Source organism: Enterobacter sichuanensis (assembly GCF_009036245.1).
Taxonomy (GTDB): Bacteria; Pseudomonadota; Gammaproteobacteria; order Enterobacterales; family Enterobacteriaceae; genus Enterobacter; species Enterobacter sichuanensis.
In genome coordinates, this window is record NZ_CP027986.1 from 3,164,351 (window position 1) to 3,190,062 (window position 25,712).

Consider the following 25,712-nt stretch of genomic DNA (forward strand, 5'->3'; position numbering starts at 1 on the left):
AGGTGGCTATTTTGGCAGTGAGAGAAAGGGGACTACGTGAAGAAGCTCACACTCATGAAAACGCTTACATCCGTTTTGTTAATGATTGTGATCCAGATCGTTATCTGGATGTATTTTTCAATGATATCCCTGAAGCACGTGCGGTTAACTGACGCCACACCCACTCCAGCGGCCCCTGGCGGAAATAGCGTAGCCAGAGCACAGAAAACGCCAGGTTTACCGCCCAGACCGGGATAACAAACGCCAGCAGTTCGAGGCGGTCGAATTTCATAAACAGACCAAAGCGATAGAAAAGCGTGGTGCAGATAAGCGTTTGCAGGAGGTAATTGCTTAACGCCATGCGCCCCACGCAGGCGGTAGCGCTGACCATCCACAGGCGAGAAAGCGTCGGCCAGAAGCCATAGATCAGCGCCGCATAGCCGATGGTCTGGAACGGTGCGCTCAGCTCACGTGGTACCTGGAGCAGGAAAGCGCACCAGCGGTAATCCCAGTGAAGGTGCCACTGCGCCATCACCGCCGGAAGGTTAATCAGCACGCCGAGCAGCACCAGCCCGATGCCGGTGCGGCGATAGTGGCGCAGGCTGAATTCGCCTTTCAGCCAGCCGGTGCGCATCAGTGACGCGCCCATCAGCATCATTCCCGCCAGCTGCCAGCCGTATTGCGCGCCCAGCGCAAGGAGGCTATCGCCCAGCATATCCGCACGGTTGCTTATTGCTTCCGTACCGCCCTTCAGCTTCCAGTATTGCTCGTACTGCAGGTTTGCGGCATCCGGGATCCAGGAACGGTTTGTCGCCTCGCCCGAGATCATCCCCAACAGCAGCAGCACTGCCAGCCCCATGACATAGAGCATCACGCCAGTGTTAAAGAGGCTTTTTACGCTGTGCGCATCGCGAATGAGACGCCAGCAGATGAGCCCGACTAAGCCATACGCGAGGAGAATATCGCCATCCCAGAAGAACAGCCCGTGGATAAACCCGAGGATAACCAGCAGCGTCAGACGCGACTGGATCCAGCGCGTGCCGCGCCTGAGGAGGAGCTGCAGGCCTGCGCCAAACAGCAGGGCAAAGAGCGTAAGAAATTTGACCTGCGCGAAGAGATCGAGGATCGCCCACGTCCAGGCATCACTGCGCGTGATATCGCCATACCACGCAGGGTTAAGATAGGCCGCCTTCGGCAGACCGAAGGCGCTGATATTAAGCAGCAGGATACCGAGAATGGCGACGCCGCGAACAAAATCGAGCGTGACGTTTCGCTCCATGGTCCCTGCCCTGTAAGACTTAGTTGTGGTGACGAACGGCGCGCAGGAACTCCTGGCGGGTATTCTGGCTCGATTTAAACAGCCCACCCAGCGAGGTAGTGGTGGTCGCACTGGTGGCATCACGCACGCCGCGCGCTTTCACGCAGTAGTGAACCGCGTCGATTGAGACGGCCACGTTATTGGTGCCGAGCAACGTTTGCAGCGCGGTCAGGATCTGCTGCGTCAGACGCTCCTGCACCTGTGGACGCTGCGCAAAGAACTGCACGATGCGGTTGATCTTCGACAGGCCAATCACCGTATCTTTGGGGATATACGCCACGGTCGCTTTACCGTCGATAGTGACGAAATGGTGTTCGCAGGTGCTGGTCAGCGTGATATCACGCACCGTCACCATCTCATCCACTTTCATCTTATTTTCGATGACGGTAATTTTCGGGAAGTTGGCGTAATCCAGGCCAGAGAAAATTTCGTCGACGTACATTTTCGCGATGCGGTGCGGCGTCTCCATCAGACTGTCGTCACTCAGATCGAGATTCAGCAGCTCCATGATATCGGTCATATGACCGGCAATCAGACGCTTGCGGGTTTCATTGTCCATATCCTGAACGGGCGGACGCAGTGGCGTTTCAAGACCGCGCGCAACCAGGGCTTCATGGACCAGGGCAGCTTCTTTACTGAGTGATGACATTTTGTTCTCCTGCAGGTGTGGCGTCTTTTGCCCTCGTTGTGGCAAAAGTATGCGCTCATTGTGCGTGAGGCCGCGCACATAATCCAGTATTCACGACGATAATTATTGCAATTGCTGTTGCCTTTCAGCGTGACGATTCCACACCAGGGCACCGCCGACGAACAGCGCAACGCCCGCCAGGCCCAGCGCAGGCTCCAGCCGGTGGGTAAGCCAGGTCGATAACGCTGAGGTTACCGGCCCTACCAGCTGGCCTATGGCATACCCGGTCGTGAGCAAACCGGCCATATACCGCGTGTGCTCCGGAGCCAGTTCGCGGCCGTACAGCAGCGAGAGCTGAACGGCGCAGAGGAACCCGCCGCCCACCAGTAGCCCGCCTGTCAGCAATCCGCCAATTCCGGGTAGCAGCCAGGCCGCCAGCACGCCGGCCCCCTGAAGCCACAGCACGATAGCCAGCCGGCGGTTAGCCGTTGAGGTATGGCGCAAAAGAATGCTGAGCGCAATGCCCACCACGGCGGCGAGACCAAAAATCGGCCAGACGAACTGGGCAAACAGGCTGCCGGGAAAACGTACGGCCGCCATTTGCGATAAAAAGGTCGCCGGCAGAATGTACCCAAACCCGGCCAGGCTGTAGCTCCAGACCAGGCGTTTTAAATCTGCCGTCAGCACCAGCGGCTCCGGTGCGGTGCCGGGTCGATGAAGTTGTCCGGCTCGCGGCAGGTAGCGCGCCACCAGCGCAATCAGCACCAGCGCCAGCACGCCGTAAATTTGCCATGCCGCACCAGCCGAAAGGGATTTCGCCTGAATATAGACGGCGAGCAGCCCGCTCAGGGCAATGCCTGCTCCGGGTCCAGCAAAAACGGCGGCGCTCAGGCCAGGTTTGCCCAGCTGGCCCAGGCGTTCGTTGGTCCAGGCAGCAATCAGCACCATAGACCAGCCGCTCATGCAGCCAATCACAAAGCGCAGCAGGCCATGTACAACGGCGTTATCCGCCGCCGCGGAGAGTAGCGTCAACGCCACCGCCCCCGCGATGCCCAGCCAGAGACGCATTTCAACAAAGCGGTGGGCGCGCATCGCATCCCACGCGCCCACCAGATAGCCCAGATAGTTCATCGCCGCCACCAGACCCGCGCTGGTCAGCGTAAGCTGCCCGGCAGCTATCATCAGCGGCACCTGAGGCGTAAAGGCAAAGCGCCCGATTCCCATTGCCACCACCAGAACGACGAACCCACTGAGCGCAATACGCAGCGCCATGAACGCTCCAAATGTTAAAGAAAAGTAAATTTATGATGCAGCATCTCGTCGTCTGACGAAAGTGAAAGTTGCTCACAGGTTAATGAAAACGCTGTATTATGGGTTTTATGACTGCACATTCTCATTAAGGAGCCCAGCATGGAACTGCTCGAAGAGCACCGTTGTTTTGAAGGTCGACAGCAGCGCTGGCGGCACGACTCCACCGTTCTGAACTGTGCGATGACGTTCAGCATTTTCCTGCCCCCGACGGAAAACCCGCCGGTTCTGTTCTGGCTTTCCGGCCTGACCTGCAACGACGAAAACTTCACCACCAAAGCGGGCGCGCAGCGTATTGCTGCCGAACTGGGTATTGCGCTGGTCATGCCGGACACCAGCCCACGTGGCGATGATGTGGCCGACGATACGGGATACGACCTGGGCAAAGGCGCCGGCTTTTATCTGAATGCCACCGAACTGCCCTGGGCGCGCCACTACCGTATGTATGATTACATTCGCGATGAACTTCCTGCCCTCGTGCAGTCTCAGTTTGCGGTCAGCCAGCGCTGCGCGATCAGCGGCCACTCGATGGGCGGTCACGGGGCGCTGATCATGGCGCTGAAAAACCCGGGAAAATACGTCAGCGTGTCGGCATTTGCGCCTATCGTGAACCCCACCCAGGTGCCATGGGGGCAAAAAGCCTTTACCCACTATCTGGGTGACGATGCGGAAAAATGGCTGGCATGGGACAGCTGTGCGCTGATGCTGAACAGCAAACCGGAAGATGCCCTTCCTATCCTTATCGATCAGGGAGATGCGGATCAATTCCTTGCCGGGCAGCTACAGCCCGCGGTGCTGGCAGAAGCGGCACGCCAGAAAGACTGGCCGCTGACGCTGCGTATTCAACCGGGATACGATCACAGCTATTACTTCATCGCATCCTTTATTGAGGATCATCTCCGCTTCCATGCGGAGCATTTGTTCGGGTAAGTGCGGCCTTTTTTGCCCGGTGGCGCTTCGCTTACCGGGCCTACAAGCTTGTGCCTTTTTGTAGGCCGGGTAAGGCGCAGCCGCCACCTGACTGGGTCAGAACCTGTAATCCACACCCACGAAGTAACGACGGCCATCTTCTGTATAGCTGTAATCGTCACGGCTCAGGTCTTTATCCAGCAGGTTCTGCACGCCCGCGCGCAGCTTAACGCTTTTCGTTGCCTGCCACGCCGCACCGGTATTCCAGATGACATAGCCACCCGGCGTAGGGGCACTGCTGGTCAACGCGCGTTTCTCGCCGGTGTAGTTGCCCTGAACGTAGAACGACCAGTCCTGGGTCGCCTGCCAGTCAACGGTACCGTTGGCCGTGTGGAATGGCAGATCGGACAGCGGTTTGTTGCCGCCGTTACTGATATCACGACCATCGTTATAGGTGTAGTTCAGCGTCACTTTCCACTCTTCCGCCAGCGGGAATTTCAGCTCCGTCTCCACCCCGCGGATACGCGCCTTGTTAACGTTGTAATAGCGGAAAATCGGTTCACCGTCCGCATTCAGGCCAACGTAGTTAGGGTAGCTCTGGGCCTGCTTCACATTGGCCGTACGGCTAATGCTGATGCGGTCATCCACATTATTCTGGAAGGTGGTAATGCTGGCCTGTACGCCCTCTAACCAGCCCTCTTCCCCGCTGTAGTAGAGACCGAATTCGAAGCTCTCGCTGGTTTCCGGTTTCAGGTCCGGGTTACCGACAATCTCACAGGCACCACGGCATGAGCCGCTGACCCAGTCCGGGCTCAGCTGCAGCAGTGACGGCGCTTTAAACGCGGTAGCCCAGCCCCCTTTCACCGTTACGGTATCGGTCGCGTTATACACCAGATACGCCCGCGGACTCCAGTGATCGCCATAGGTGTCATGGTCATCCATACGGATACCGGTGGTCAGCGCCAGAGGTTCAAAGATACGCCACTCATCCTCCAGGAACAGAGCATACTGGCTTGTCGAGGTACTGCTGCTGGAACCGCCAGTAAGGTTGACCGGATCTTTCAGCTTATCGTGACGCCATTCACCACCGAAGGTCAGGAACTGATTGATTTCGCCCAGCGGCAGCACGTATTTCCCGTCCACTGCGTTGCTCTCAGAGGTGATAGGGTTGCTGTTGCCCGGGTTTTTGTTGTCAACCTTCTCGCCGTAAACCTTCAGCTCGCTGTTGCCGATACCCCAGCGACCGTTGTGACTGAGGGAGTAGTTCTGACGCTCAAGGCGGTTTTTGTCGAGGGAATCCGAGTCGCGATCCTGACGGTCGAAACCATAGCCCGCCGTAAAGTCGTGATTTTCAGACGGCGTCCAGGCGAATTCGACATTAGCATCGCGGCTCGTGAAGCCTTCGATGCGCGGCGTTTCACCGCTCGCCGTGGTAGAGGATTTCTGCTGGCCGTCTTTCTCACGCTTCGCGAGGCTACCGTAGGCTTTCAGCCCCAGCAGGCCATCCACCAGCGGGCCGCTGGTGTAGAACTGACCGTTGTAGGTGTCTCCACGGTCGCGATGTTCCTGAATCGTGGAATCGGCGCTCAGGGTGCCCGTCCATTTCTGACCGATTTTTTTGGTGATAATGTTCACCACGCCGCCCAGCGCGTCGGAGCCATAAAGCGAGGACATCGGCCCGCGCACCACTTCGATTCGTTCGATAGCGTCAACCGGAACCCAGCTGAGATCGAAATCATTATGGCGGAACACCGCGGTGCGGGAGTTAACGCGCTTGCCGTCGACCAGGATCAGCGTATAGCTGCTGTCCAGACCGCGAATACTTACCCCTTTACGGTTGTCCCCTTCGCTCGTGAGTTGTACGCCAGGCACATCCCGTAACACATCTTTCAGGTTCTGAACGGGTTTGCGCTGCAAATCTTCCTGCGTAATTACGCTGATGCTGGCCGGCGCATCTTTCAGATTTTGCTCGGTCGCGGAGGCCGTTACAACCATAGTGTCGCCGGATTCTGCTGCGATAACAGGCAGGGCCAGGGACATTGCGGACGCACAAAGTCCTCCCCTGACGAAGGGATTCAACCTAAACATTCCATATCTCCATGAGGTAAATACAACTACATCAAATCATCACTCACAGCGTCTTCCTTGCCGCCCACATCTGCGGTGGGTCGGTGACACGTTTTTTTGATAACGATAAAGCAAACGATAATTATTATCAATTAAATTGTTAAAAAATATATCTTTGTTTCAGCGTACAGGGATAAAAAAACCCGCTCGAATGAGCGGGTTAAAAGAGAGGGAGTGCGGTTATTGTTTAAATCGTTCCGGGAATTCCATTTCACTGTAGCGAACGAAGTGTGTTCCTTTCGTCAGTTTGTAACCAAACCAGATGACGAGGAACAGCGGAATACCAATGTAGGTTGCCGTGACGGCACCCCAGTCAATGGTGTCCGCCAGGAACGCTTCATAGTTCTGTCCCAGCGTAATAATCAGGCACAGAATGAAGGCGAAAATTGGACCCAGCGGGAAGAAGCCGGAACGATACGGTAGCGAGTTAATGTCATAGCCCTGTTTGACATAGCCACGGCGGAAACGGTAGTGGCTAATGGCAATCCCCAGCCAGGCAATAAAGCCCGTCATCCCCGAGGTGTTCAGCAGCCACAGGTATACCGTCTGGTTGCCAAACATGGAAGTCAGGAAGCATAGACCAGCAATTACCGTAGTGGCGTACAACGCGTTGCGCGGTACCCCGCCGCGGGACAGTTTCGCAAAGATACGCGGGGCTTTACCATCGCAGGCCAGGGTGTAGAGCATACGGGTGGACGCGTACATCCCGGAGTTACCGGCAGAAAGCACGGCGGTCAGGATCACGGCGTTCATCACTGCCGCCGCAGACAGCAGACCGGCGTGCTGGAAGACCAGCGTGAAGGGGCTGACGCTAATGTCTTTGACGTCATTGCGCAGCAGGCTTGGATCGGTGTATGGAATGATCAGGCTGATAATCAGGATAGCGAACACGTAGAACAGCAGGATACGCCAGAAGACCTGACGAACCGCACGCGGAATATTTTTTTCCGGGTTCTCAGACTCACCGGCAGCGATACCAATCAGTTCAGTCCCCTGGAAGGAGAAGCCGACAATCATTGCCACGCCAATCATTGCCGAAAGACCACCGGCAAACGGCGCATCGCCTGTTGTCCAGTTGCTCCAGCCCGCAGGTTCAGCACCTTTGAAAATACCAACGATCATCGCCACACCGACGACGATAAAGATGATGACGGTTGCCACTTTGATCAAAGAGAACCAGTATTCTGCTTCGCCGAAACCGCGCACGGAGATGTAGTTCAGCAGGAAGATGACGGTCAGGAACAGTGCGCTCCAGATCCAGCCCGGCGTATCCGGGAACCACCAGTTCATCACCAGCTGTGCAGCGACGAGGTCAACGGCGATGGTAACCGCCCAGTTGTACCAGTAATTCCAGCCCAGCGCGAAGCCGAAACCTTCTTCAACGTATTTTTGACCGTAGGTCGAAAACGAACCTGACACCGGCATGTACGCGGCCAGTTCGCCCAGACTGGTCATCAGGAAGTACACCATCAGGCCAATCAGGATATAAGAGAAAAGCGCCCCACCCGGGCCTGCTGCCGAAATCGTTGCGCCAGAGGCAACGAAAAGACCTGTACCGATTGAACCGCCAATGGCGATCATCGTCAGGTGACGCGCCTTGAGTTCACGACGGAGCGTGGGCGCTTCTGTGGTTTTAATTTCTGAAACCATATGAAAATGCTGTCCATTTAATAAATGAGGCGCAATTGTAGCAGACGATCCGGATTCCTTCCGGCAGAAATACTCAGTTATAAGAGAGCTTCATGACGCGGCCAGGATTATAAGTAAAGCATAATTTTTCCCTCTCCCCTTTGGGGTGAGGGACGCGTTTAGATTTCGCAATAGCGCAGAAAACGCTGCAGCGAGCTGGAGAGGTGTTTCTGACGATGGTGAATGCGCCACAGCGTGCGCACCAGTTTCGGGAGCGGAACGGCAATTTCCACCAGCGACCCCGTCTCAAGCTGTTCAGCAATGACCCGCCGTGAAAGACAGCTGATGCCAAGGCCATGACGTACCGCGTGCTTAATCGCCTCTGAATTCCCCAGCTCCATCCCCAGCTGGAAATGCGGCAGGTGGGACAGCAGCAGGTAATCGACAATTTCCCGCGTGCCGGAGCCCTGCTCACGCAGGATCCACTGCGCCTGCGCCAGCCGCTCCAGCGTCACTTCGCCCTGTAATAAAGACGAGGCCGGGGACGCAAAGACCACCAGCTCATCCTCCAGCCAGGGCTCGGCAATGATATCGACGTTATGGCAGGGACCTTCGATGAGACCGATATCCACGCGGAAATCGATCACCGCGTTGATGACGTCCTGGCTATTACCGACGCTCATTTCCAGCGGCAGGGTGGGAAAATCCCGACGGTAGCGGGCAATCACTTCCGGCAGGATGTAATTCCCGATGGTGCTGCTGGCGTAGACGCGGATCGCACCGTTGTCTTCGCGGAACAGCTGTTCGATTTCGATAGCCTGCTCCAGCAAGGCCAGCGCGCGCGGGTAGAGAAGGCGCCCGTGCTCGTTGACCACCAGGCGCTTCCCTACCCTGTCGAAAAGCTGAACGCCCAGCTGACCTTCGAGGTCGGTCAGGGCTGCGCTGACCGCAGATTGCGAGAGCGCCAGCATCTGCGATGCCTGCGTCGTCGACCCGCTTTTCAGCACTTCGGCAAAGACTTCCAGCTGGCGCAATGTAATGTGCATGATTGCTTACCACTTATATAGATTGATTATAAGTATATAATCAATTTTATTTTTAAGCCAGAGCGCCGTAACCTTTAGCCAGACAAAGGAGAAGGTTATGTCAGAACTCACCTTACAGCATCATCGTACATTGTGGCACTTCGTGCCGGGTCTTGCGCTCAGCGCCGCGGTGACCGGCGTGGCGTTATGGGGCGGAAGCATTCCCGCCGTTGCCGGCGCAGGTTTTAGCGCCTTAACGCTGGCGATATTGCTCGGCATGGTCGTGGGTAACACCGTTTACCCACATATCTGGAAATCCTGTGACGGCGGCGTGATCTTCGCCAAACAGCACCTGCTGCGTCTCGGGATCATTCTCTACGGCTTTCGTCTCACTTTTTCGCAGATTGCCGACGTTGGCGTCAGCGGGATCGCCATCGATGTCCTGACCCTGACCAGTACCTTTTTACTGGCCTGCTTTATCGGCCAGAAAGTCTTTGGTCTGGATAAGCAAACCAGCTGGTTAATCGGCGCAGGCAGCAGTATTTGCGGCGCTGCGGCGGTACTGGCAACGGAACCTGTCGTGAAGGCCGAAGCCAGCAAAGTGACCGTGGCGGTGGCGACGGTAGTGATCTTCGGTACGGTGGCGATTTTCCTCTACCCGGCGATGTATCCGCTGGTAGCCCACTGGTTCAGCCCGGAAACCTATGGCATCTATATTGGCTCAACCATGCACGAAGTGGCTCAGGTGGTCGCAGCAGGCCACGCGATTAACCCGGAAGCCGAAAACGCGGCGGTGATTGCCAAAATGCTGCGCGTGATGATGCTCGCGCCTTTCCTGATTTTCCTGGCCGCGCGGGTTAAACAGCTGGCTCCGGCGGGCGGCAGCGAGAAAAGTAAAATCACCATTCCGTGGTTTGCGATCCTGTTTATCGTGGTGGCGATTTTCAACTCCTTCCACCTGCTGCCGAAAGCCGTGGTCGATATGCTGGTGACGCTGGATACCGTGCTGCTGGCGATGGCCATGGCGGCGCTGGGGGTGACCACCCACGTCAGTGCGCTGAAAAAAGCCGGTGCGAAACCGCTGCTGATGGCGTTGGTGCTTTTCATCTGGCTGATTGTCGGTGGCGGTGCGATTAACCTGCTGGTGCACAGCGTGATGCGTTAATACATTGATTCCAAAAACATTAATAAAATCTGAAAAATTCATAATTGCCATCAACAGCTCAGTAGAGATGAATAATCTCTGCTGAACTGTTTGTCTTTGTGTCATTTTAAGGAAAAAGTCATTTTCGGAACTGGATATTCTTCCACCGGTAAAGATCTTGACTTCTGGAGGTGCATGGATCGTGCGTTTCGTTAATTTATTATTCACCCTCCTTGTAATAACGTCGACACGACAAGCATACGCTAATCCAGTTGATGATCTTGAAGCAGCACAACTTCGCGCCAGAGAAGTACTTGAGCATCGCCTAAATGTCTGCGATCGGTTTAGAAAAATTGAAGCCAACTGGTTTGACTTCTGGCTTCAATCACAGTCGGTTGAGGTTAGAAAAAAAGCAATCTGGGATTTATACAGAAGAGCCAACGAACGATGCTACGGTGCGGAGCGTGACGCCTACTCAATAGCGCTTATTAATTACACGGCTATAACGGGCGATAGAACACTGCTGGATGACTGAATATCGTTCTATGATGATCCAGGGCTAAAAAGGGATATCCAACTCCCCATTCCTGAAATCGAATACGAGAAACAACTCGAACGGCTTACACTGCTTCCTGCTTTCTACATGCCGTTTGATACGATCTCATCCAGAGACGCCATTGCCCCCGATCAAGAATGGCTACTGTACCAAACTGTCCGGCAGACCTTCCAGCGAACGCCATATATTAAAGGTCTCATCATCAACGGACTGCATATTCAATAACGTAAACCCCTTTTAGATCCGCTATTATTGCCCTTTTCGATGGTGGGTTTAACAGGAGTCCCTTTATGAAATATGTTGGAGCGCACGTCAGCGCTGCAGGTGGCCTTGCCAATGCTGCCATTCGCGCCGCCGAAATTGAGGCGACCGCTTTCGCCCTGTTCACCAAAAACCAGCGCCAGTGGCGCGCCGCGCCGCTCACCACGGATGTGATTGATGATTTCAAAGCCGCCTGTGAGAAATACCACTACGGGCCGGGTCAGATCCTCCCCCATGACAGCTACCTGATCAACCTCGGACATCCGGTACAGGACGCGCTGGAGAAGTCCCGCGAAGCGTTTCTCGATGAAGTACAGCGCTGCGAACAGCTGGGGCTGACGCTGCTGAACTTCCATCCGGGTAGCCATCTGATGCAGATCGACGAAGATGCCTGTCTGGCGCGCATTGCCGAATCCATCAACATCACCCTGGATAAAACCAAAGGCGTGACTGCGGTGATTGAGAATACCGCCGGTCAGGGCAGCAACCTCGGCTTTAAGTTTGAACATCTGGCGGCCATTATTGACGGGGTGGAAGATAAATCCCGCGTGGGCGTGTGCATTGATACCTGCCACGCCTTTGCCGCCGGTTATGACCTGCGCACCACCGAGGCCACGAAAAACACCTTTGACGAGTTCGGGCGCATTGTTGGCTTTAAGTATCTGCGCGGTATGCACCTGAACGATGCGAAAAGCGCCTTTGGCAGCCGCGTTGACCGCCACCACAGCCTGGGCGAAGGCAACATCGGCCACGACGCGTTCCGCTTTATCATGCAGGATGCCCGTTTCGATGGGATCCCCATGGTGCTGGAAACCATTAACCCGGATATCTGGGCGGAAGAGATCGCCTGGCTGAAGGCACAGCAGACAGAACAGGCGGTTGCGTAAGAATGAACGAAAGAGAGAAGCAGATACTCAAGATCCTGCGGCGTAATCCCCTTATTCAGCAAAACGAAATCGCCGATATTTTGCAGATCAGCCGTTCGCGTGTCGCGGCACATATTATGGATCTGATGCGTAAGGGGATGATCAAAGGTAAAGGATATATCCTCACCGAACGGGAGTATTGCGTGGTGGTCGGCGCCATCAATATGGATATTCGCGGCACGGCGGAAATCCACTATCCGCAATCTGCCTCTCATCCGGGCAGCATTCACTGTTCCGCAGGCGGCGTGGGCCGTAATATCGCGCATAATCTTGCCTTACTGGGAAGAGACGTCCATTTAATTTCAGCGGTAGGCAGTGATTTTTACGGCGAAACACTGCTGGAGCAAACGCGTCAGGCGGGGGTAAATGTCTCCAGCTGTATCCGCTTACACGGACATAACACGTCAACCTACCTCTCCGTCGCAAACCAGCAGGATGAAACGGTGCTGGCGATAAACGATACACAGATTCTGCAAAAGCTGACGCCGCAACTGCTGGACAACTCGCGGGATCTGCTCCGTCACGCCGGGGTGATACTTGCCGATTGCAACCTCACCCCGGAAGCGATTGAATGGGTCTTTACCATCGCGGATGATATTCCGGTCTTTATTGATACTGTTTCTGAATTCAAAGCGGAAAAAATTAAGACCTGGTATTCGCGGATCCATACCCTGAAGCCGACTCAAAAGGAACTTGAGATCCTCTGGGGCAATCCCGTCATTACCGATGCTGACCTGGCCCGCGCAGCGGATTATCTGCATCAGCAAGGGGTTCAGCATGTGTATGTTTACATGAAGGATGAATCGGTTTTTTGTAGCCAGAAGAATGGCGAACAATTTCGTCTTTTCCCGCCTGCGCATCCTGTCGTGGACGGTTTTGGCGCGGATGACTGTTTTATGGCGGGCCTTCTCTATAGTTTTCTGGAAGGGAGCGAGTTTCGTGACGGTGCGAATTTCGCGATGGCATGTGCTGCCTTATCACGCGCCAGCGTCAGCCTCAATAATCCTGCCCTTTCCGCTAATAACGCCCTCTATCTGCTCAATACAACCCAGGCATGATGCCTGGGTCATTCTTTATAAACTGATGAAGAAGCCCACAATCGTCGCGCTCATGAGATTGGAAAGCGTGGCTGCTGCCAGGGCCCGCATTCCCAACTGCGCTATTTCGGGCGCCCGCTGTGGCGCAATGGCGGAAAATGCGCCGACGACAACGCCAATGGATCCAAAATTGGCGAAACCGCAGAGGGCGAAAGAGATAATGGCGATGGTTTTTACATCCAGAGAGCCTGCCGTTTGCAGATACGGTGAGAAATTGAGGTAGGCCACAAACTCATTGATTGCCAGCTTCTGACCGATCAGGCTTCCGGCAAGCGTTGCTTCATGCCAGTCAACCCCCATAATCCAGGCCAGCGGAGCCAGAACATAACCAAAAATCCCTTCAAGGGTGGCGTGTTCGTAACCAAACCAGCCACCAATACCGCCAATCATGCCGTTGATCAGCGCAATGATAGCGACAAACGCCATCACTACCGTTGCAACACCCGCAGCAATTTTTAGCCCGGTCATCGCCCCGCTCGCGGCAGCTTCAATAATGCTTTTCGGTGGAGTTTCAGTGAATGACAGGTTATCAAAAGTGACGTTTGACGCTTCCGTAGCCGGACTGAGTATACGCGCAAACAGGATCCCCCCCGGAATGGCCATCAGCGATGCGGCGAGCAGATAATCAATCGGCACGCCCATTCCTGCATAACCAATCATCATCGAGCCAGCAATCGATGCCATGCCGCTACAGATCGCGGTGAACAGTTCATTGCGGTTAAGACGGTCAATAAACGGCTTCACAATTGCCGGGATCTCGTTTTGCCCGAGAAAGATGGTGGTCACGGCAACAAAGGATTCGATCTTACTGATGTGCAGTGCTTTCTGGAAAATACCGCCAAGAAACCGGATAAGCAGCCCCATCACGCCGATGTAATAGAGCAGGCTGATCAGGGCGGTGACAAAAATAATGGCAGGTAACACACGAAACGCGAAGATGAATCCCGCCCCATCAAACAGAACATCCATTTTCGGCCCTACCAGCGAGCCAAAGATAAAGGCGCTCCCTGCATCACTGTAGGACATGACTTTATGTACGCCCAGCGCGGCCTGCTCTACAAGCCATTTACCAGGAGGAAAATAGAGCATAATCCCACCGATGGCGATCTGCAGAACCAGCGCAGCCCCCACGGTACGCAGGCTGATACGCTTTTTATTGACTGACAACAGGAACGCAATTGCCAGTAAAATTACCATCCCCACAACACTTCTCATGATATCCATAACGAATTCCCTTCATGCCAGTAAACCCGGCGTTGTCGCCGGGCCTCAGTTGTGTTTGCCCCTGGTGGTCGACAGCATGCTGACTGAACGGCTTTAACAGGCGAGACGTTGATAGGCTTTCGCTATCTCGCAGGCCAGCACGGCGTTGTTGAAGACCAGTTGGATGTTGGACTTCAGGCTGTCGCCACCGGTCAGATCGGCCACCCGGGCCAGCAGGAAAGGCGTGCTTTCTTTGCCCACGATGCCCTGCTCTTCAGCTTCTCGTACCGCCTGATCGATGGCTGCGTTAATTTTGCCTTCTGCCATAGCGAACGATTCAGGAATCGGATTGGCCACCACCAGTCCGCCGTTCAGACCCGTCTGCCACTTCACGAGCATGGCGCGGGCAATCTCCTCTGCGGTATCGAGACGAATGCTCACGTCAAATGGACTGGTACGACAGAAAAATGCCGGAAGAGAGGTTGTCTGGTAGCCAATTAACGGGACACCGAAAGTTTCTAAATATTCGGTGGTGAGCCCCAGATCGAGAATAGATTTCGCGCCCGCACAGACCACTGTGACATTGGTATGTGCCAGCTCCTGAAGATCGGCAGAAATATCAAACGTGCGTTCAGCACCACGATGAACACCACCAATTCCCCCGGTTGCAAAGACTTTAATTCCGGCCAGCGCCGAAATAATCATGGTGGAGGCAACCGTTGTGGCACCATTTTTTTTGGCTGCTACGACAAACGGTAAATCCCGGCGGCTGACTTTTGTGACGCTGTGCCCTTCGCGCCCCAATAACTCAATTTCATCTTTACTCAAGCCCACTTTCATTATTCCGCCAATAATGGCAATAGTTGCCGGAACAGCGCCATGCTGACGAATGGTTTGTTCGACCTCAATTGCCGTTTGTGCATTTTGTGGGAAAGGCATCCCATGAGAAATAATGGTGGATTCGAGCGCGACGACCGGCTTTTTATTTTTAAGCGCGTCCTGTACCTCTGGTGAGATTTGCAGTAATTCAGCATTCAGTGTTAATTCAGACATGCGGATTTCTCCAGTAAGGAAATAACGTTTTCAACAGATAAATCAGGGTTGTTGGTATATTCACAGGCAAGCGCCATGGATGAGCAACCCTGCGCGAAACGTACGGAATCAATAAATGACAAACCATCCACCCAGCAGGAGACCAGCCCGGCCATCATGGCGTCGCCTGCACCGGTTACATTAATGACCTGCGTTTTAACAGGTAATGCCCACCCATGCTCCCCGTTGGCGTGACTGTAGTAAACACCATCCCCCCCCATGCTGAGTACCAGCCGCGTTAGCCCATGCGAATGGAACCAGGCGGCAACATCCGCAGCGTCGTCACGTCCGGAAAGCGCAATCCCACTGAGGGTTTCGGCTTCCAGTCGGTTGGGTTTCAGCGTGTGGATTTTGTCGAGATGATTGCGAATTTTGATACATTTCCAGGCGGATACCGGATCTACAAATACCGGTACGCCGCCGGCATTTTCGAGTATCCAGACCAGTGCCTCCTCACTGATATTACAGTCGGCAACAACTGCTGATGCGTGATGAATGAAATCGGCATGTTGCGTTAAAAAACGGGCAGAAATATGTTCGGAAATACTCATATCATTGATAGCCACTAACATTTCACCCGTGTTATCGAGCAGTGATAAATAACAGGATGTATTTTCACCGGGCACACACAGACTTTTTTCTACGTGGACACCACTCTGACGGGTTTGTGTTAATAACATTTCACCGTAAAAATCCTGGCCTACGGCAGTGAGTAGCCATGATGCTTTACCCAGCAATGAAAGATTATGGGCAATATTTCTTCCCACGCCGCCGGGAGAAAATTTTATCCGCCCTGGATTGGAGTCAGCATAATTGAGTGAATCATGTGAATATCCGGCCACATCCATATTGGCTGAACCGATTGTTACTATGTATTCCTTTTTGCGCATAGCACACCCTCCGGCAAAGCATTGCCATAGTAATGATGTCGCGATTAACGACACCAAAATCTATTAGAGCTTATGTTTGCAAACAAACACCTGTTTGTATTGCGCATGTTTTGATCAAACGGAATCTGGCTGCAAGCGCTAAAGCGAGTAGTTATGAACAGAATCACATTTTTTAGCGGATATAATTCGGGAAGGCAGGAAAACCTGAGAGACAGGGCACAAAATGCAGAAATAAAAAAGGGCAGAGAATTCTCTGCCCTGGGAGAGGGGATTTATATCACGCCGCTTTCGCCACCACGTCCGCTTCAGGACGTTTGAGCACCGCGTAAGAGAGACCTGCCACCAGCGTACCCGCAACAATCGCCAGCAGGTAACCCAGTACCGGTGTGATGGCGCCAGGGATCAGCAGGACAAACAGACCGCCGTGTGGTGCCATCAGTTTTGCGCCAATCGCCATGGAGATAGCGCCGGTCACCGCGCCACCAACGATACAGCACGGCAGAACACGCATTGGATCACGGGCGGCAAATGGAATCGCCCCTTCGGTGATAAAGCACAGACCCAGTACCAGCGCCGCTTTACCCCCTTCCTGCTGCGCTTTGTCGAATTTACGACGCGCGATAATCGTGGCCAGACCCAGTGCCAGCGGAGGCACCATACCTGCGGCCATAATGGCAGCCATCGGCGCGTAGGTCTGGGTACTCAGCAGACCAACACCGAAAGCGTACGCCGCTTTGTTCACCGGGCCACCCATATCGGTACACATCATGCCCCCGAGGATCGCACCCAGCAGTACCGCATTCGCGGTACCCATGGTTTGCAGCCAGTGAGTCAGGCCCGCGAGGATACCTGCAACCGGCTTACCAATCAGGTAAATCATCGCCAGCCCGACCACCAGACTGGAAATCAGCGGGATAATCAGGATCGGTTTCAGCGCTTCCATACTCTGCGGCAGCTTCAGCTTCGCGCTGATAAGCTTCGCGACGTAACCCGCCAGGAAACCGGCAATAATACCGCCGATAAAGCCGGAGCCGGTGCTTACGGCCAGCATACCGCCGATAAGTCCCGGCGTCAGGCCAGGACGGTCAGCGATGGAGAAGGCAATAAAGCCCGCCAGAACGGGTACCATCAGCGCGAACGCAGAACCACCACCGATCTGCATCAGTGCTGCAGCCAGCGTCCCTTGTTCTTTAAACGCCGTAATACCAAAGGCGAACGAGAGCGCAATACACAGACCACCCGCGACCACCATTGGCAGCATGTAAGAGACACCGGTCAGCAAGTGACGATAGGCGCCAGCTGACTCTTTCTTCCCTTCCGTCGCGGTCTGCGCGGTACCGGTAGCCTGATACGGCTTCGCTTCCACCAGCGCTTTATCAAACTCCTGCGCGGTTTTTTTCAGCGCCAGGCCGGTTGAGGTACGGTACATCGGCTTACCGGCAAATTTCGCCAGATCCACTTCGATATCCGCCGCCACAATCACCAGATCGGCTTCCGCCACTTCTTCAGGGGTGATAGCGTTGCCCGCGCCCACAGAGCCACGCGTTTCAACTTTTACCCACCAGCCGCGTTTTTTCGCTTCGGTTTCAATGGCTTCAGCCGCCATGAAGGTGTGTGCCACCCCCGTAGGGCAGGCCGTCACCGCGACAATGCGTTTCGGTCCTGCTGCTGCAGCAACCGGTGCCGTGGCGACAGGCGCGCTGTAAACAGACGCATGACCTTTCGCTTCACTCAGGAACAGTTCCGGGTGGGCCACCGCACGATTAATATCGCCCAGCCACACTTTTTTGCCATTCAGCGCACTGTCAGCCGGGATTTTATCGCCCAGGACAATGGCCAGTTCTGCATCACCTGGATTATCGATAATATCCAGATGCGCTTTTTGTGCCGCCGCGCCCAGCAGGGTCTTCGCCATATAGGCGCGAGCCTGTCCGAGACCGGAGTCAATGATCAGCAGCGTTTTCATTATTCCTCTCCTGCTGTTAGTTAAAAGGTTTTAAGTCAACGCGCGCCATCATCGCGGCTAACTGGGTACGATCGGTAATACCGACATTGCTCTGGCTGACGGCCAGGGCTGCAACGGCGGTGGCAAGACGTAAAGTATGTTCACTGGATTCACGCATCAGCAGACCATAAATCAGGCCGCCAACCATGGAATCCCCTGCACCAACGGTGCTGACAACGTCAACCGATGGCGGTTTGGCGATCCATTCGCCGGACGCGTTAACCCACAACGCCCCTTCTGCACCAAGCGAAATCACCACATGAGCGATACCCTGCTCGCGCAGCGCATGGGCAGCGTCAATCACATCTTTTAATTCTGGCAGCTTACGACCGGCCCAGATCTCCAGTTCACGGCGATTTGGCTTCACCAGCCATGGAGAGGCTTTCAGACCCGCAACCAGCGCGTCGCGGCTGCTGTCAAAAATAATGCATGGGCACTGGCTGCGCAGGCGCGTCATCCAGTCGGTGAACGCTTCCGGGCTCACGCCGGACGGCAGACTGCCGCTGACGCACACCATGTCGAACTGGCCCAGCCAGGTCAGGGAATCGTTCACAAAACGCTCCCAGTCGGACGGGGTCACTTCAAAGCCGGAGAAGTTCAGATCGGTTACTTCACCGTCTTTCTCCGTCAGCTTAACGTTGATACGGGTACGACCCTGAACAACCTGAAAACGGTTAGCAATGCCCAGCTCGCTGAACAGCTGCTGGAAACCGTCCTGGTTATCTTTACCGAGGAATCCCCCCACGGTGACATCGATACCGAGATCCTTGAGCACTTTCGCGACGTTAATCCCTTTACCCGCAGCATGCAGGCCAGTGGTACGCACGAGGTTTACTTCGCCGCGCTCAATTTCCGGGCAAAACCCCACCAGGTCATAAGCCGGGTTCAGCGTAATAGTCGCAACACGTCTGCTCATTATGCGCCCTCCCCCAGACCCGCAGCGATGGCATCGCCAATCGCTTTCAACGCCTGTTCAGCATCCGCACCCTGCGCGGTGAAGCGCAGACGATGACCTTTCTTCACGCCCAGCGCGACAACTTTCATCAGACTACGGCCGTTGGCCGGTTTGCCCGTGCCATCAAGATTCGCCACGGTGATCTCACTTTCGAATTGTTTAATGGTATTCACCAGCATGGTGCCGGGACGGGCATGCAGGCCGTGTTCGTTACGCACCACGAACTCTGCGGTCAGCATGTCATCCGTCAGCGCATCATCACTGGTCAGCAGTGCCAGCACGGTGGAGGCATCAGCGTTCAGCAGTTTTTCAGCTTGGTTGTTCAACAGCAGATCGCCCAGACGTTTCAGCACTGAAACCGGCTGTTCATCGTTCATCGCCACGGTCACCAGCATGGCCGCACGTTCGCCGTCTACGTCAAACGCGCTGGCCGCGCGGCTCACGGCGATAGCACTGCGCAGGTTGCCTTCAGCACTGTCGTTCAGCCAGATACCCTGCCCCAGATTCAACGGCTTATCGTTGATCACGCGCGTTACGAAGGTGGCATCCGCCGCGCCGGTTTCCTTCAGGCGACCCGCGTTTAGCGCCTGCAGCGTCACCAGATCGGAGGCAACCACGTCCAGCGTCAGCGTTTCATTATCCAGTTTCAGCGCTTCACTCTGTTTTTCGCCCATCAGCAAGGCGCGCAGCTCTTCCGCTGTCGTGGCGGATTTGAGCTGTTCAGCCACCGCGTCATCGCTCAGGACGTGCGTCAGCTGACGCAGCAGGCCTAAGTGTTCGTCGCTGCTGGCCGCGATACCGATAGCCACATAGGCCACCTGCCCCTCGCCCCAGAGCACGCCCTGCGGGAACTGATAAACCTTAACGCCGGTTTTCAGCACCTGATCGCGGGTGTCCGTCGTGCCGTGCGGAATGGCAATGCCGTTGCCGAGGAAGGTTGAGGTCTGCTGTTCGCGCGCCAGCATGCCGTTTACGTAGCCGTCCGCGACGTTACCCGCCTGCACAAGTGCAGCGGCAACCTGGCGAATAGCCTCTTCTTTATCCCCGGCCTGAGCGCCCGGGTGGATATCCTGAACAGATAACTGGAACATGGTTCTCCTCTCCTGCTGAACTTGAATCGTTTCAGCTTAAATGAGAAAAAATGCGCTAGCCTGCTCCGTTTGTTAAAACAAGATAGCGCTGAAACGTTTCAAAAAGTCTTGCGCTTTCTGCAATGCCTTGCAAGTAAACTCGTCTTTCTGATGTCAGAATTTAGAGATACAGCACATTTCTTATTCCTTCAGCTGAATTTTGCTGAAGTTCAGCAAGTCAGTTTCAGCTAAGGTCAGCCGGGGAGGATGCAAGATGAAATGCCATTTTGATTTTTCGTGGCATCATTGACCGCACCCACTGTTTATTTTTTAGCTGACGGCGTAAACTCCGCTCCCTCTCTGCTACTCGCTAATTATAAAACATGCATAACACCCCTGCGGCTGCCTCGCCGAAGCCCTTTGATTTGACCTCTGCGGCATTCCTGATTGTTGCCTTCTTCACGGGTATTGCCGGTGCGTTACAGACGCCGACGCTGAGTTTATTTCTGACCAATGAAGTCCACGCCCGTCCGGCAATGGTCGGCTTCTTTTTTACCGGAAGCGCCATCATCGGCATCCTCGTCAGTCAGTTTCTGGCAGGGCGCTCCGACAGAAAAGGCGATCGTAAAAGTCTGATCGTTTTCTGCTGCCTGCTCGGTGTACTGGCTTGCGTTCTGTTTGCCTGGAACCGTAACTATTTCATTCTGCTGTTCATCGGCGTGTTCCTGAGCAGCTTTGGCTCGACGGCGAACCCACAGATGTTCGCCCTTGCCCGCGAGCACGCCGACCATACCGGACGCGAAGCGGTGATGTTCAGCTCTGTTATGCGTGCTCAGGTGTCGCTGGCATGGGTGATAGGGCCGCCGCTGGCTTACGCGCTGGCGATGGGTTTTGGCTTTACGGTGATGTACCTGAGTGCGGCCGTTGCGTTTGTCGTCTGCGGCGCGCTGGTGTGGTTCTTTCTGCCGTCAATGCGCAAAGAGCCCAAAGTGGCAACGGGCGTGCTGGAAGCGCCGCGCCGTAACCGCCGCGATGCCCTGCTTCTCTTTATTATCTGCACGCTGATGTGGGGCACCAATAGCCTGTATATCATCAACATGCCGCTGTTTATTATTGATGAACTGCATCTGCCGGAAAAGCTGGCGGGCATTATGATGGGCACCGCCGCCGGGCTTGAGATCCCGACCATGCTCATCGCGGGTTACTACGCGAAGCGTTTCGGAAAGCGTTTTTTAATGCGTATCGCCGCCGTCGCTGGCCTGCTGTTCTATATTGGTATGTTGACGGTTCACACGCCGGGGCTGTTGCTGGCTTTACAGCTGCTGAACGCCATTTATATCGGCATTCTCGCCGGGATAGGCATGCTCTACTTCCAGGATCTGATGCCGGGCCAGGCAGGCTCCGCCACGACCCTGTATACCAATACCACCCGCGTGGGCTGGATTATCGCCGGTTCAATGGCCGGCGTCGTGGCTGAGATCTGGAACTATCACACCGTGTTCTGGATTGCGCTGGTGATGTGCACGCTGACGCTTGGCTGTCTGGCGAAGATTAAAGACGTTTAAGGCGTGGTGAGCGCTTCCAGCTCAAGCAGGTACGTCATCGCCTGCTCGCGCGTGGTGCCGCACATTTCGGCTGAGGGCTGAAGCCCGGAACAGACCTTCGGGCGCAACGGTGAGCCAAAGATCATACACAGGTTAGTCTCAGAGAGCTGAACGCAGCGGGTATTGGCAGGCTTGCCTTCGGGCATTCCTGGAATGGGACTTGAAATGGACGGTGCAGTACAGCACGCGCCACAATCTGGACGGCAATCCATAAATGCTCTCTTCGCTGACGAACGCCCGCGTAGTCGGGCATCGCGCGCACAGTAACACCTTTTGTGTATTGATAGCAAAAGCCACGAATTCCTCTTGCCTGAAAGGCCGCGCACGAGTAATTTGGCGCGATATTTTTTACCTCCCGTAAACAGGATTACTGCAATGCCAAGAGCGAACGAAATTAAGAAAGGTATGGTACTGAATTACAACGGCAAATTGCTGATTGTGAAAGATATCGACATTCAGGCCCCGAGCGCCCGTGGCGCAGCAACGCTGTACAAAATGCGTTTTGCCGATGTCCGTACCGGCCTGAAAGTGGAAGAGCGCTTTAAAGGTGACGATATCGTTGATACCGTGACCCTGACCCGTCGCTACGTTGATTTCTCCTACATCGACGGCAACGAATATGTGTTCATGGACAAAGAAGATTACACCCCGTACATCTTCACCAAAGATCAGATTGAAGAAGAGCTGCTGTTCATTCCTGAAGGCGGTATGCCTGATATGCAGGTTCTGACCTGGGATGGCGTGCTGCTGGCGCTGGAACTGCCTCAGACTGTCGATCTGGAAATCGTTGAAACGGCACCAGGCATCAAAGGCGCATCTGCGAGCGCCCGCAACAAACCGGCTACCCTGACAACCGGTCTGGTTGTGCAGGTACCGGAATACCTCTCCGCGGGCGAGAAAATCCGCATCCATATCGAAGAAAAACGCTATATGGGTCGTGCTGACTGATTGTGGCTTTTGCCCGGTGGCGCTACGCTTACCGGGCCTACGAAAAACCGGCCCTGAAGCCGGTTTTTGTGTTTTTGTAGGCCGGGTAAGGCGAAGCCGTCCCCCGGCAATTTCGCTTACAGAAGCTCCGGATACTTCGTCATCTTCAGCGCCAGTTCCACGCCGCGCACTTCCGCCATCCCTTTCAGACGGCCAATTGCCGAATAGCCAGGGTTGGTTTTCTTACGCAGATCGTCGAGCATCTGGTGGCCGTGATCGGGACGGAATGGAATAGGACGTACATCGCCCGCCTGCTTACGACGCGCCTCTTCCGCCAGAATGGCGTCCACCACCGCAACCATATTCACATCACCGCCCAGGTGCGCGGCTTCGTGGAAGGTTTTTGGGTTCTCTTCACGGCAGGTCGCACGCAGATGCGTGAAGTGGATACGATCGCCAAAGGTTTCAATCATCCGCACCAGATCGTTATCCGCACGCACGCCGTAGGAGCCGGTACACATGGTAAAACCGTTGTAGATGCTGTTAACCGTCTCCTTCAGCCACTGCATATCTTCAATCGTGGAGACGATACGCGGCAGGCCGAGGATCGGACGCGGTGGATCGTCCGGGTGTACGGCCAGGCGAACCCCAACCTCTTCCGCCACAGGAACAATGGCGCGCAGGAAGTACGCCATATTTTCACGCAGCTGGTGCTTATCAATATCGCCGTACTCCGCCAGACGCGCGCGGAACTGATCCAGCGTGTATCCCTCTTCCGCACCCGGCAGGCCAGCAATAATATTGCGGGTCAGCTTTTCAATGTCAGCGTCGCTTGCCGCGTTAAACCACGCCAGCGCCTGCTGCTGTTCTTCCGCGGTATAGTCCGCTTCGGCGCCCGGGCGCTTCAGAATGTGCAGTTCGAATGCCGCAAAGGCAATCTGATCGAAACGCAGCGCTTTTGAACCGTCCGGCATCTGATATTCAAGGTCAGTGCGCGTCCAGTCCAGGATCGGCATGAAGTTATAGCAGACGGTATCAATGCCGCAGGCCGCAAGGTTACGAATGCTCTGCTGATAGTTCGCAATCCAGGTCTGATACTCCCCGGTATGGGTTTTGATATCCTCATGAACCGGAATACTTTCCACGACAGACCAGGTTAATCCCTTCTCAGCCAGCAGCGCCTGGCGCTGTTGAATTTCCTCCACCGGCCAGACCTGACCGTTAGGAATGTGATGCAGCGCCGTGACAACACCCGTTGCGCCAGCCTGACGCACATCATCAAGAGAAACCGGATCGTTCGGCCCGTACCAACGCCAGGTTTGTTCCATTACCCCACCCCTCAAGTTGTTATACCAATATGTGTTCCTACGATGACGACTACCATACATGTTTGCCGTAAAGGGTCAATACACCGCCACACATTGATTGATCAAACTCACAGAACCGGGATATTTACGGCTCACCAATTTTATTTGCTGTCATATAACTTTACACTGGCATTGTTAATTAATGGTTAATCAGGTGTGTATTTCATGAAGACAATTGCCTCCACCTCGCTTCCTGCTCACGTTCAGCAACCTCGCTACGATCGCGCGCAGTTACGCTCCCGCATCGTTCATTTTGGCTTTGGTGCCTTTCACCGCGCGCACCAGGCCTTGTTAACAAACCGGGTGCTAAATGAAAAAGGCGGCGACTGGGGGATCTGTGAGATCAGCCTCTTTAGCGGTGATGTGCTGATGAGCCAGCTGCGCGCGCAGGATCATCTGTTTACCGTGCTGGAGAAAGGTGCTGAAGGCAATCAGCCGATTATCGTCGGCGCCGTCCATGAATGCCTGAACGCAAAGCTGGACTCCCTGCCCGCCATTATTGAGAAATTTTGTGAGCCGCAGGTCGCGATTGTGTCGCTCACCATCACCGAGAAAGGCTATTGCATCGATCCTGCGACCGGTAAACTGGATCTTCACAACGCGCGGATCGTCCACGACCTTGAAAATCCGTCTGAACCGCATTCTGCCCCGGGGATTCTGGTCGAAGCACTCCATCGCCGCCACGAGCGTGGCCTGCCCGCCTTTACCGTGCTCTCCTGCGACAATATCCCGGATAACGGGCACGTAGTGAAAAACGCGGTGCTGGGCATGGCGCAAAAACGTTCCGCTGCGCTGGCGGAGTGGATCGAAAGCCACGTCAGTTTTCCGGGCACGATGGTCGACAGGATTGTCCCCGCCGCGACTGACGCTTCGCTTGCGGAAATCACCGAAGCGCTCGGCGTTGAAGATCCGTGCGCCATCAGTTGCGAACCGTTTATTCAGTGGGTGGTGGAAGATAACTTTGTCGCGGGCCGTCCCGAGTGGGAAGTGGCAGGTGTCCAGATGGTGCAGGATGTACTGCCGTGGGAGCAGATGAAACTACGCATGCTCAACGGCAGCCACTCTTTCCTGGCGTACCTCGGGTATCTCGCGGGCTATGCGCACATTAATGAATGTATGGAGGATCCCTCTTTCCGTAATGCCGCCCGTCGGCTCATGCTCGACGAACAGGCGCCCACATTACGTATTCAGGATGTCGACCTCACCGCCTACGCCGATAGCCTGCTCGAACGCTTTGCTAACCCGGCTCTCCAGCACCGTACCTGGCAAATCGCGATGGACGGTAGCCAGAAATTGCCCCAGCGCATGCTGGACGGGATCCGCATCCATCTTGAGCGAAAAACGCCGTGGCCACTGCTGGCGCTCGGCGTGGCCGGCTGGATACGCTACGTCAGCGGCACCGACGACCGTGGCAACGCGATTGATGTTCGCGATCCCCTCAGCGATAAAATTCGTACGGTTGTTGATGCCAGTGACGAGGCCGATCGCGTCAACGCGCTGCTGGGGCTGAGTGAAGTCTTTGGCCACGATCTGGAGCAAAACCACGTTTTTGTTGAGGCGGTTAACCAGGCCTACCAGCGAATCAGCCGCCACGGCGCGCGTCAGGCTGTTATTGAAACGTTAAATATTTAACGTTTATTGCGCTTAACGCGAACGGAAAGGGTCTCCGTTCGCCCTTCCCCTTCTCATTGG

The 25,712-nt window shown here is 55.0% G+C and carries 22 protein-coding genes; 8 read left to right on the top strand and 14 right to left on the bottom strand.

The features are described 5' to 3' along the window. Window positions 1–100: 100 nt before the first annotated feature. The 3 genes from yeiB to C1N69_RS15270 form a co-directional block, all read right to left on the bottom strand. The gene (gene yeiB, locus C1N69_RS15260; protein ID WP_155031487.1) at window positions 101–1,258 is read right to left on the bottom strand and encodes a DUF418 domain-containing protein YeiB; all 1,158 of its coding nucleotides are present in this window, start codon (window positions 1,256–1,258) and stop codon (window positions 101–103) included. A gap of 19 nt (window positions 1,259–1,277) precedes the next feature. Next, on the bottom strand, window positions 1,278–1,946 hold the full coding sequence (gene folE / locus C1N69_RS15265; protein ID WP_025756263.1) for a GTP cyclohydrolase I FolE: 669 nt from the start codon (window positions 1,944–1,946) through the stop codon (window positions 1,278–1,280). Between the two features lie 102 nt (window positions 1,947–2,048). Further along, entirely contained in the window at window positions 2,049–3,197 is a 1,149-nt protein-coding gene (locus C1N69_RS15270) for a YbfB/YjiJ family MFS transporter (protein WP_047959104.1), read from the bottom strand. Between the two features lie 138 nt (window positions 3,198–3,335). Between C1N69_RS15270 and fghA the strand changes: the two genes are divergently transcribed. Then, on the top strand, window positions 3,336–4,163 hold the full coding sequence (gene fghA, locus C1N69_RS15275) for an S-formylglutathione hydrolase (protein WP_047959105.1): 828 nt from the start codon (window positions 3,336–3,338) through the stop codon (window positions 4,161–4,163). 96 nt (window positions 4,164–4,259) lie between these two features. Here the strand turns inward: fghA and cirA are convergent, their stop codons facing one another. The 3 genes from cirA to yieE form a co-directional block, all read right to left on the bottom strand. Next, window positions 4,260–6,230 carry a catecholate siderophore receptor CirA gene (gene cirA / locus C1N69_RS15280; RefSeq protein WP_155031488.1) on the bottom strand — a complete coding sequence of 657 codons (1,971 nt, stop codon included), beginning with the start codon at window positions 6,228–6,230 and terminating at the stop codon, window positions 4,260–4,262. A 219-nt stretch (window positions 6,231–6,449) separates the two neighbouring features. Beyond that, window positions 6,450–7,919, bottom strand: coding sequence for an amino acid permease (locus C1N69_RS15285; protein ID WP_025756267.1), 1,470 nt, complete (start codon window positions 7,917–7,919; stop codon window positions 6,450–6,452). Between the two features lie 158 nt (window positions 7,920–8,077). Then, window positions 8,078–8,944: a DNA-binding transcriptional regulator YeiE gene (gene yieE / locus C1N69_RS15290; RefSeq protein ID WP_047959107.1), complete on the bottom strand. Its 867-nt coding sequence runs from the start codon at window positions 8,942–8,944 to the stop codon at window positions 8,078–8,080. A 97-nt stretch (window positions 8,945–9,041) separates the two neighbouring features. On the opposite strand from yieE, the gene C1N69_RS15295 reads away from it, so the two are divergent. The 4 genes from C1N69_RS15295 to C1N69_RS15310 all read left to right on the top strand — a co-directional run bounded on the left by C1N69_RS15295 (window position 9,042) and on the right by C1N69_RS15310 (window position 12,868). Beyond that, window positions 9,042–10,088, top strand: a complete 1,047-nt coding sequence (locus C1N69_RS15295) for a YeiH family protein (RefSeq protein WP_047959108.1) — start codon at window positions 9,042–9,044, stop codon at window positions 10,086–10,088. A 181-nt stretch (window positions 10,089–10,269) separates the two neighbouring features. Beyond that, entirely contained in the window at window positions 10,270–10,602 is a 333-nt protein-coding gene (locus C1N69_RS15300) for a hypothetical protein (RefSeq protein WP_155031489.1), read from the top strand. Window positions 10,603–10,913: 311 nt separating this feature from the next. After that, on the top strand, window positions 10,914–11,771 hold the full coding sequence (nfo, locus tag C1N69_RS15305) for a deoxyribonuclease IV (RefSeq protein ID WP_094919131.1): 858 nt from the start codon (window positions 10,914–10,916) through the stop codon (window positions 11,769–11,771). 2 nt (window positions 11,772–11,773) lie between these two features. Then, a complete protein-coding gene (locus C1N69_RS15310) occupies window positions 11,774–12,868 on the top strand; it encodes a sugar kinase (protein ID WP_155031490.1) in 1,095 nt (364 codons plus the stop codon). A gap of 15 nt (window positions 12,869–12,883) precedes the next feature. Here C1N69_RS15310 and C1N69_RS15315 read toward each other — a convergent pair whose 3' ends face one another. From C1N69_RS15315 to fruB, 6 genes are all read right to left on the bottom strand, one after another. Then, entirely contained in the window at window positions 12,884–14,131 is a 1,248-nt protein-coding gene (locus tag C1N69_RS15315; protein WP_155031491.1) for a NupC/NupG family nucleoside CNT transporter, read from the bottom strand. A gap of 93 nt (window positions 14,132–14,224) precedes the next feature. Then, entirely contained in the window at window positions 14,225–15,163 is a 939-nt protein-coding gene (locus C1N69_RS15320) for a pseudouridine-5'-phosphate glycosidase (RefSeq protein WP_094919133.1), read from the bottom strand. After that, window positions 15,151–16,092, bottom strand: coding sequence for a pseudouridine kinase (locus C1N69_RS15325; protein ID WP_155031492.1), 942 nt, complete (start codon window positions 16,090–16,092; stop codon window positions 15,151–15,153). Before C1N69_RS15325 ends, C1N69_RS15320 begins: the two co-directional genes overlap by 13 nt. Before the next feature lie 277 nt (window positions 16,093–16,369). Then, a complete protein-coding gene (gene fruA / locus C1N69_RS15330) occupies window positions 16,370–18,058 on the bottom strand; it encodes a PTS fructose transporter subunit IIBC (RefSeq protein WP_155031493.1) in 1,689 nt (562 codons plus the stop codon). A gap of 16 nt (window positions 18,059–18,074) precedes the next feature. Next, the gene (fruK, locus tag C1N69_RS15335; RefSeq protein ID WP_014170919.1) at window positions 18,075–19,013 is read right to left on the bottom strand and encodes a 1-phosphofructokinase; all 939 of its coding nucleotides are present in this window, start codon (window positions 19,011–19,013) and stop codon (window positions 18,075–18,077) included. Next, window positions 19,013–20,143 (bottom strand): fused PTS fructose transporter subunit IIA/HPr protein, encoded by a 1,131-nt coding sequence (gene fruB / locus C1N69_RS15340; RefSeq protein WP_155031494.1) that lies wholly within the window; start codon window positions 20,141–20,143, stop codon window positions 19,013–19,015. Before fruB ends, fruK begins: the two co-directional genes overlap by 1 nt. A gap of 362 nt (window positions 20,144–20,505) precedes the next feature. On the opposite strand from fruB, the gene setB reads away from it, so the two are divergent. Further along, window positions 20,506–21,687 carry a sugar efflux transporter SetB gene (gene setB, locus C1N69_RS15345; protein WP_047959116.1) on the top strand — a complete coding sequence of 394 codons (1,182 nt, stop codon included), beginning with the start codon at window positions 20,506–20,508 and terminating at the stop codon, window positions 21,685–21,687. Here setB and C1N69_RS15350 read toward each other — a convergent pair. Further along, complete coding sequence (locus tag C1N69_RS15350; RefSeq protein ID WP_155031495.1) at window positions 21,684–21,938, bottom strand: YkgJ family cysteine cluster protein; 255 nt, start codon at window positions 21,936–21,938, stop codon at window positions 21,684–21,686. The genes setB and C1N69_RS15350 overlap by 4 nt on opposite strands. Window positions 21,939–22,101: 163 nt before the next feature. Here C1N69_RS15350 and yeiP point away from each other — a divergent pair, with 163 nt between their 5' ends. After that, complete coding sequence (yeiP, locus tag C1N69_RS15355; RefSeq protein WP_008500940.1) at window positions 22,102–22,674, top strand: elongation factor P-like protein YeiP; 573 nt, start codon at window positions 22,102–22,104, stop codon at window positions 22,672–22,674. 116 nt (window positions 22,675–22,790) lie between these two features. On the opposite strand, the gene uxuA is transcribed toward yeiP, so the two are convergent. Continuing rightward, window positions 22,791–23,981, bottom strand: a complete 1,191-nt coding sequence (gene uxuA / locus C1N69_RS15360) for a mannonate dehydratase (RefSeq protein ID WP_155031496.1) — start codon at window positions 23,979–23,981, stop codon at window positions 22,791–22,793. A gap of 204 nt (window positions 23,982–24,185) precedes the next feature. On the opposite strand from uxuA, the gene C1N69_RS15365 reads away from it, so the two are divergent. Beyond that, window positions 24,186–25,652, top strand: a complete 1,467-nt coding sequence (locus C1N69_RS15365; protein WP_155031497.1) for a mannitol dehydrogenase family protein — start codon at window positions 24,186–24,188, stop codon at window positions 25,650–25,652. Window positions 25,653–25,712: the final 60 nt, after the last annotated feature.

Coding starts and splice junctions, on each gene's coding strand:
- yeiB (WP_155031487.1), bottom strand. CDS start 1,258: ATGGAGCGAAACGTCACGCTCGATTTTGTTCGCGGCGTCGCCATTCTC.
- folE (WP_025756263.1), bottom strand. CDS start 1,946: ATGTCATCACTCAGTAAAGAAGCTGCCCTGGTCCATGAAGCCCTGGTT.
- C1N69_RS15270 (WP_047959104.1), bottom strand. CDS start 3,197: ATGGCGCTGCGTATTGCGCTCAGTGGGTTCGTCGTTCTGGTGGTGGCA.
- fghA (WP_047959105.1), top strand. CDS start 3,336: ATGGAACTGCTCGAAGAGCACCGTTGTTTTGAAGGTCGACAGCAGCGC.
- cirA (WP_155031488.1), bottom strand. CDS start 6,230: ATGTTTAGGTTGAATCCCTTCGTCAGGGGAGGACTTTGTGCGTCCGCA.
- C1N69_RS15285 (WP_025756267.1), bottom strand. CDS start 7,919: ATGGTTTCAGAAATTAAAACCACAGAAGCGCCCACGCTCCGTCGTGAA.
- yieE (WP_047959107.1), bottom strand. CDS start 8,944: ATGCACATTACATTGCGCCAGCTGGAAGTCTTTGCCGAAGTGCTGAAA.
- C1N69_RS15295 (WP_047959108.1), top strand. CDS start 9,042: ATGTCAGAACTCACCTTACAGCATCATCGTACATTGTGGCACTTCGTG.
- nfo (WP_094919131.1), top strand. CDS start 10,914: ATGAAATATGTTGGAGCGCACGTCAGCGCTGCAGGTGGCCTTGCCAAT.
- C1N69_RS15310 (WP_155031490.1), top strand. CDS start 11,774: ATGAACGAAAGAGAGAAGCAGATACTCAAGATCCTGCGGCGTAATCCC.
- C1N69_RS15315 (WP_155031491.1), bottom strand. CDS start 14,131: ATGGATATCATGAGAAGTGTTGTGGGGATGGTAATTTTACTGGCAATT.
- C1N69_RS15320 (WP_094919133.1), bottom strand. CDS start 15,163: ATGTCTGAATTAACACTGAATGCTGAATTACTGCAAATCTCACCAGAG.
- C1N69_RS15325 (WP_155031492.1), bottom strand. CDS start 16,092: ATGCGCAAAAAGGAATACATAGTAACAATCGGTTCAGCCAATATGGAT.
- fruA (WP_155031493.1), bottom strand. CDS start 18,058: ATGAAAACGCTGCTGATCATTGACTCCGGTCTCGGACAGGCTCGCGCC.
- fruK (WP_014170919.1), bottom strand. CDS start 19,013: ATGAGCAGACGTGTTGCGACTATTACGCTGAACCCGGCTTATGACCTG.
- fruB (WP_155031494.1), bottom strand. CDS start 20,143: ATGTTCCAGTTATCTGTTCAGGATATCCACCCGGGCGCTCAGGCCGGG.
- setB (WP_047959116.1), top strand. CDS start 20,506: ATGCATAACACCCCTGCGGCTGCCTCGCCGAAGCCCTTTGATTTGACC.
- C1N69_RS15350 (WP_155031495.1), bottom strand. CDS start 21,938: ATGGATTGCCGTCCAGATTGTGGCGCGTGCTGTACTGCACCGTCCATT.
- yeiP (WP_008500940.1), top strand. CDS start 22,102: ATGCCAAGAGCGAACGAAATTAAGAAAGGTATGGTACTGAATTACAAC.
- uxuA (WP_155031496.1), bottom strand. CDS start 23,981: ATGGAACAAACCTGGCGTTGGTACGGGCCGAACGATCCGGTTTCTCTT.
- C1N69_RS15365 (WP_155031497.1), top strand. CDS start 24,186: ATGAAGACAATTGCCTCCACCTCGCTTCCTGCTCACGTTCAGCAACCT.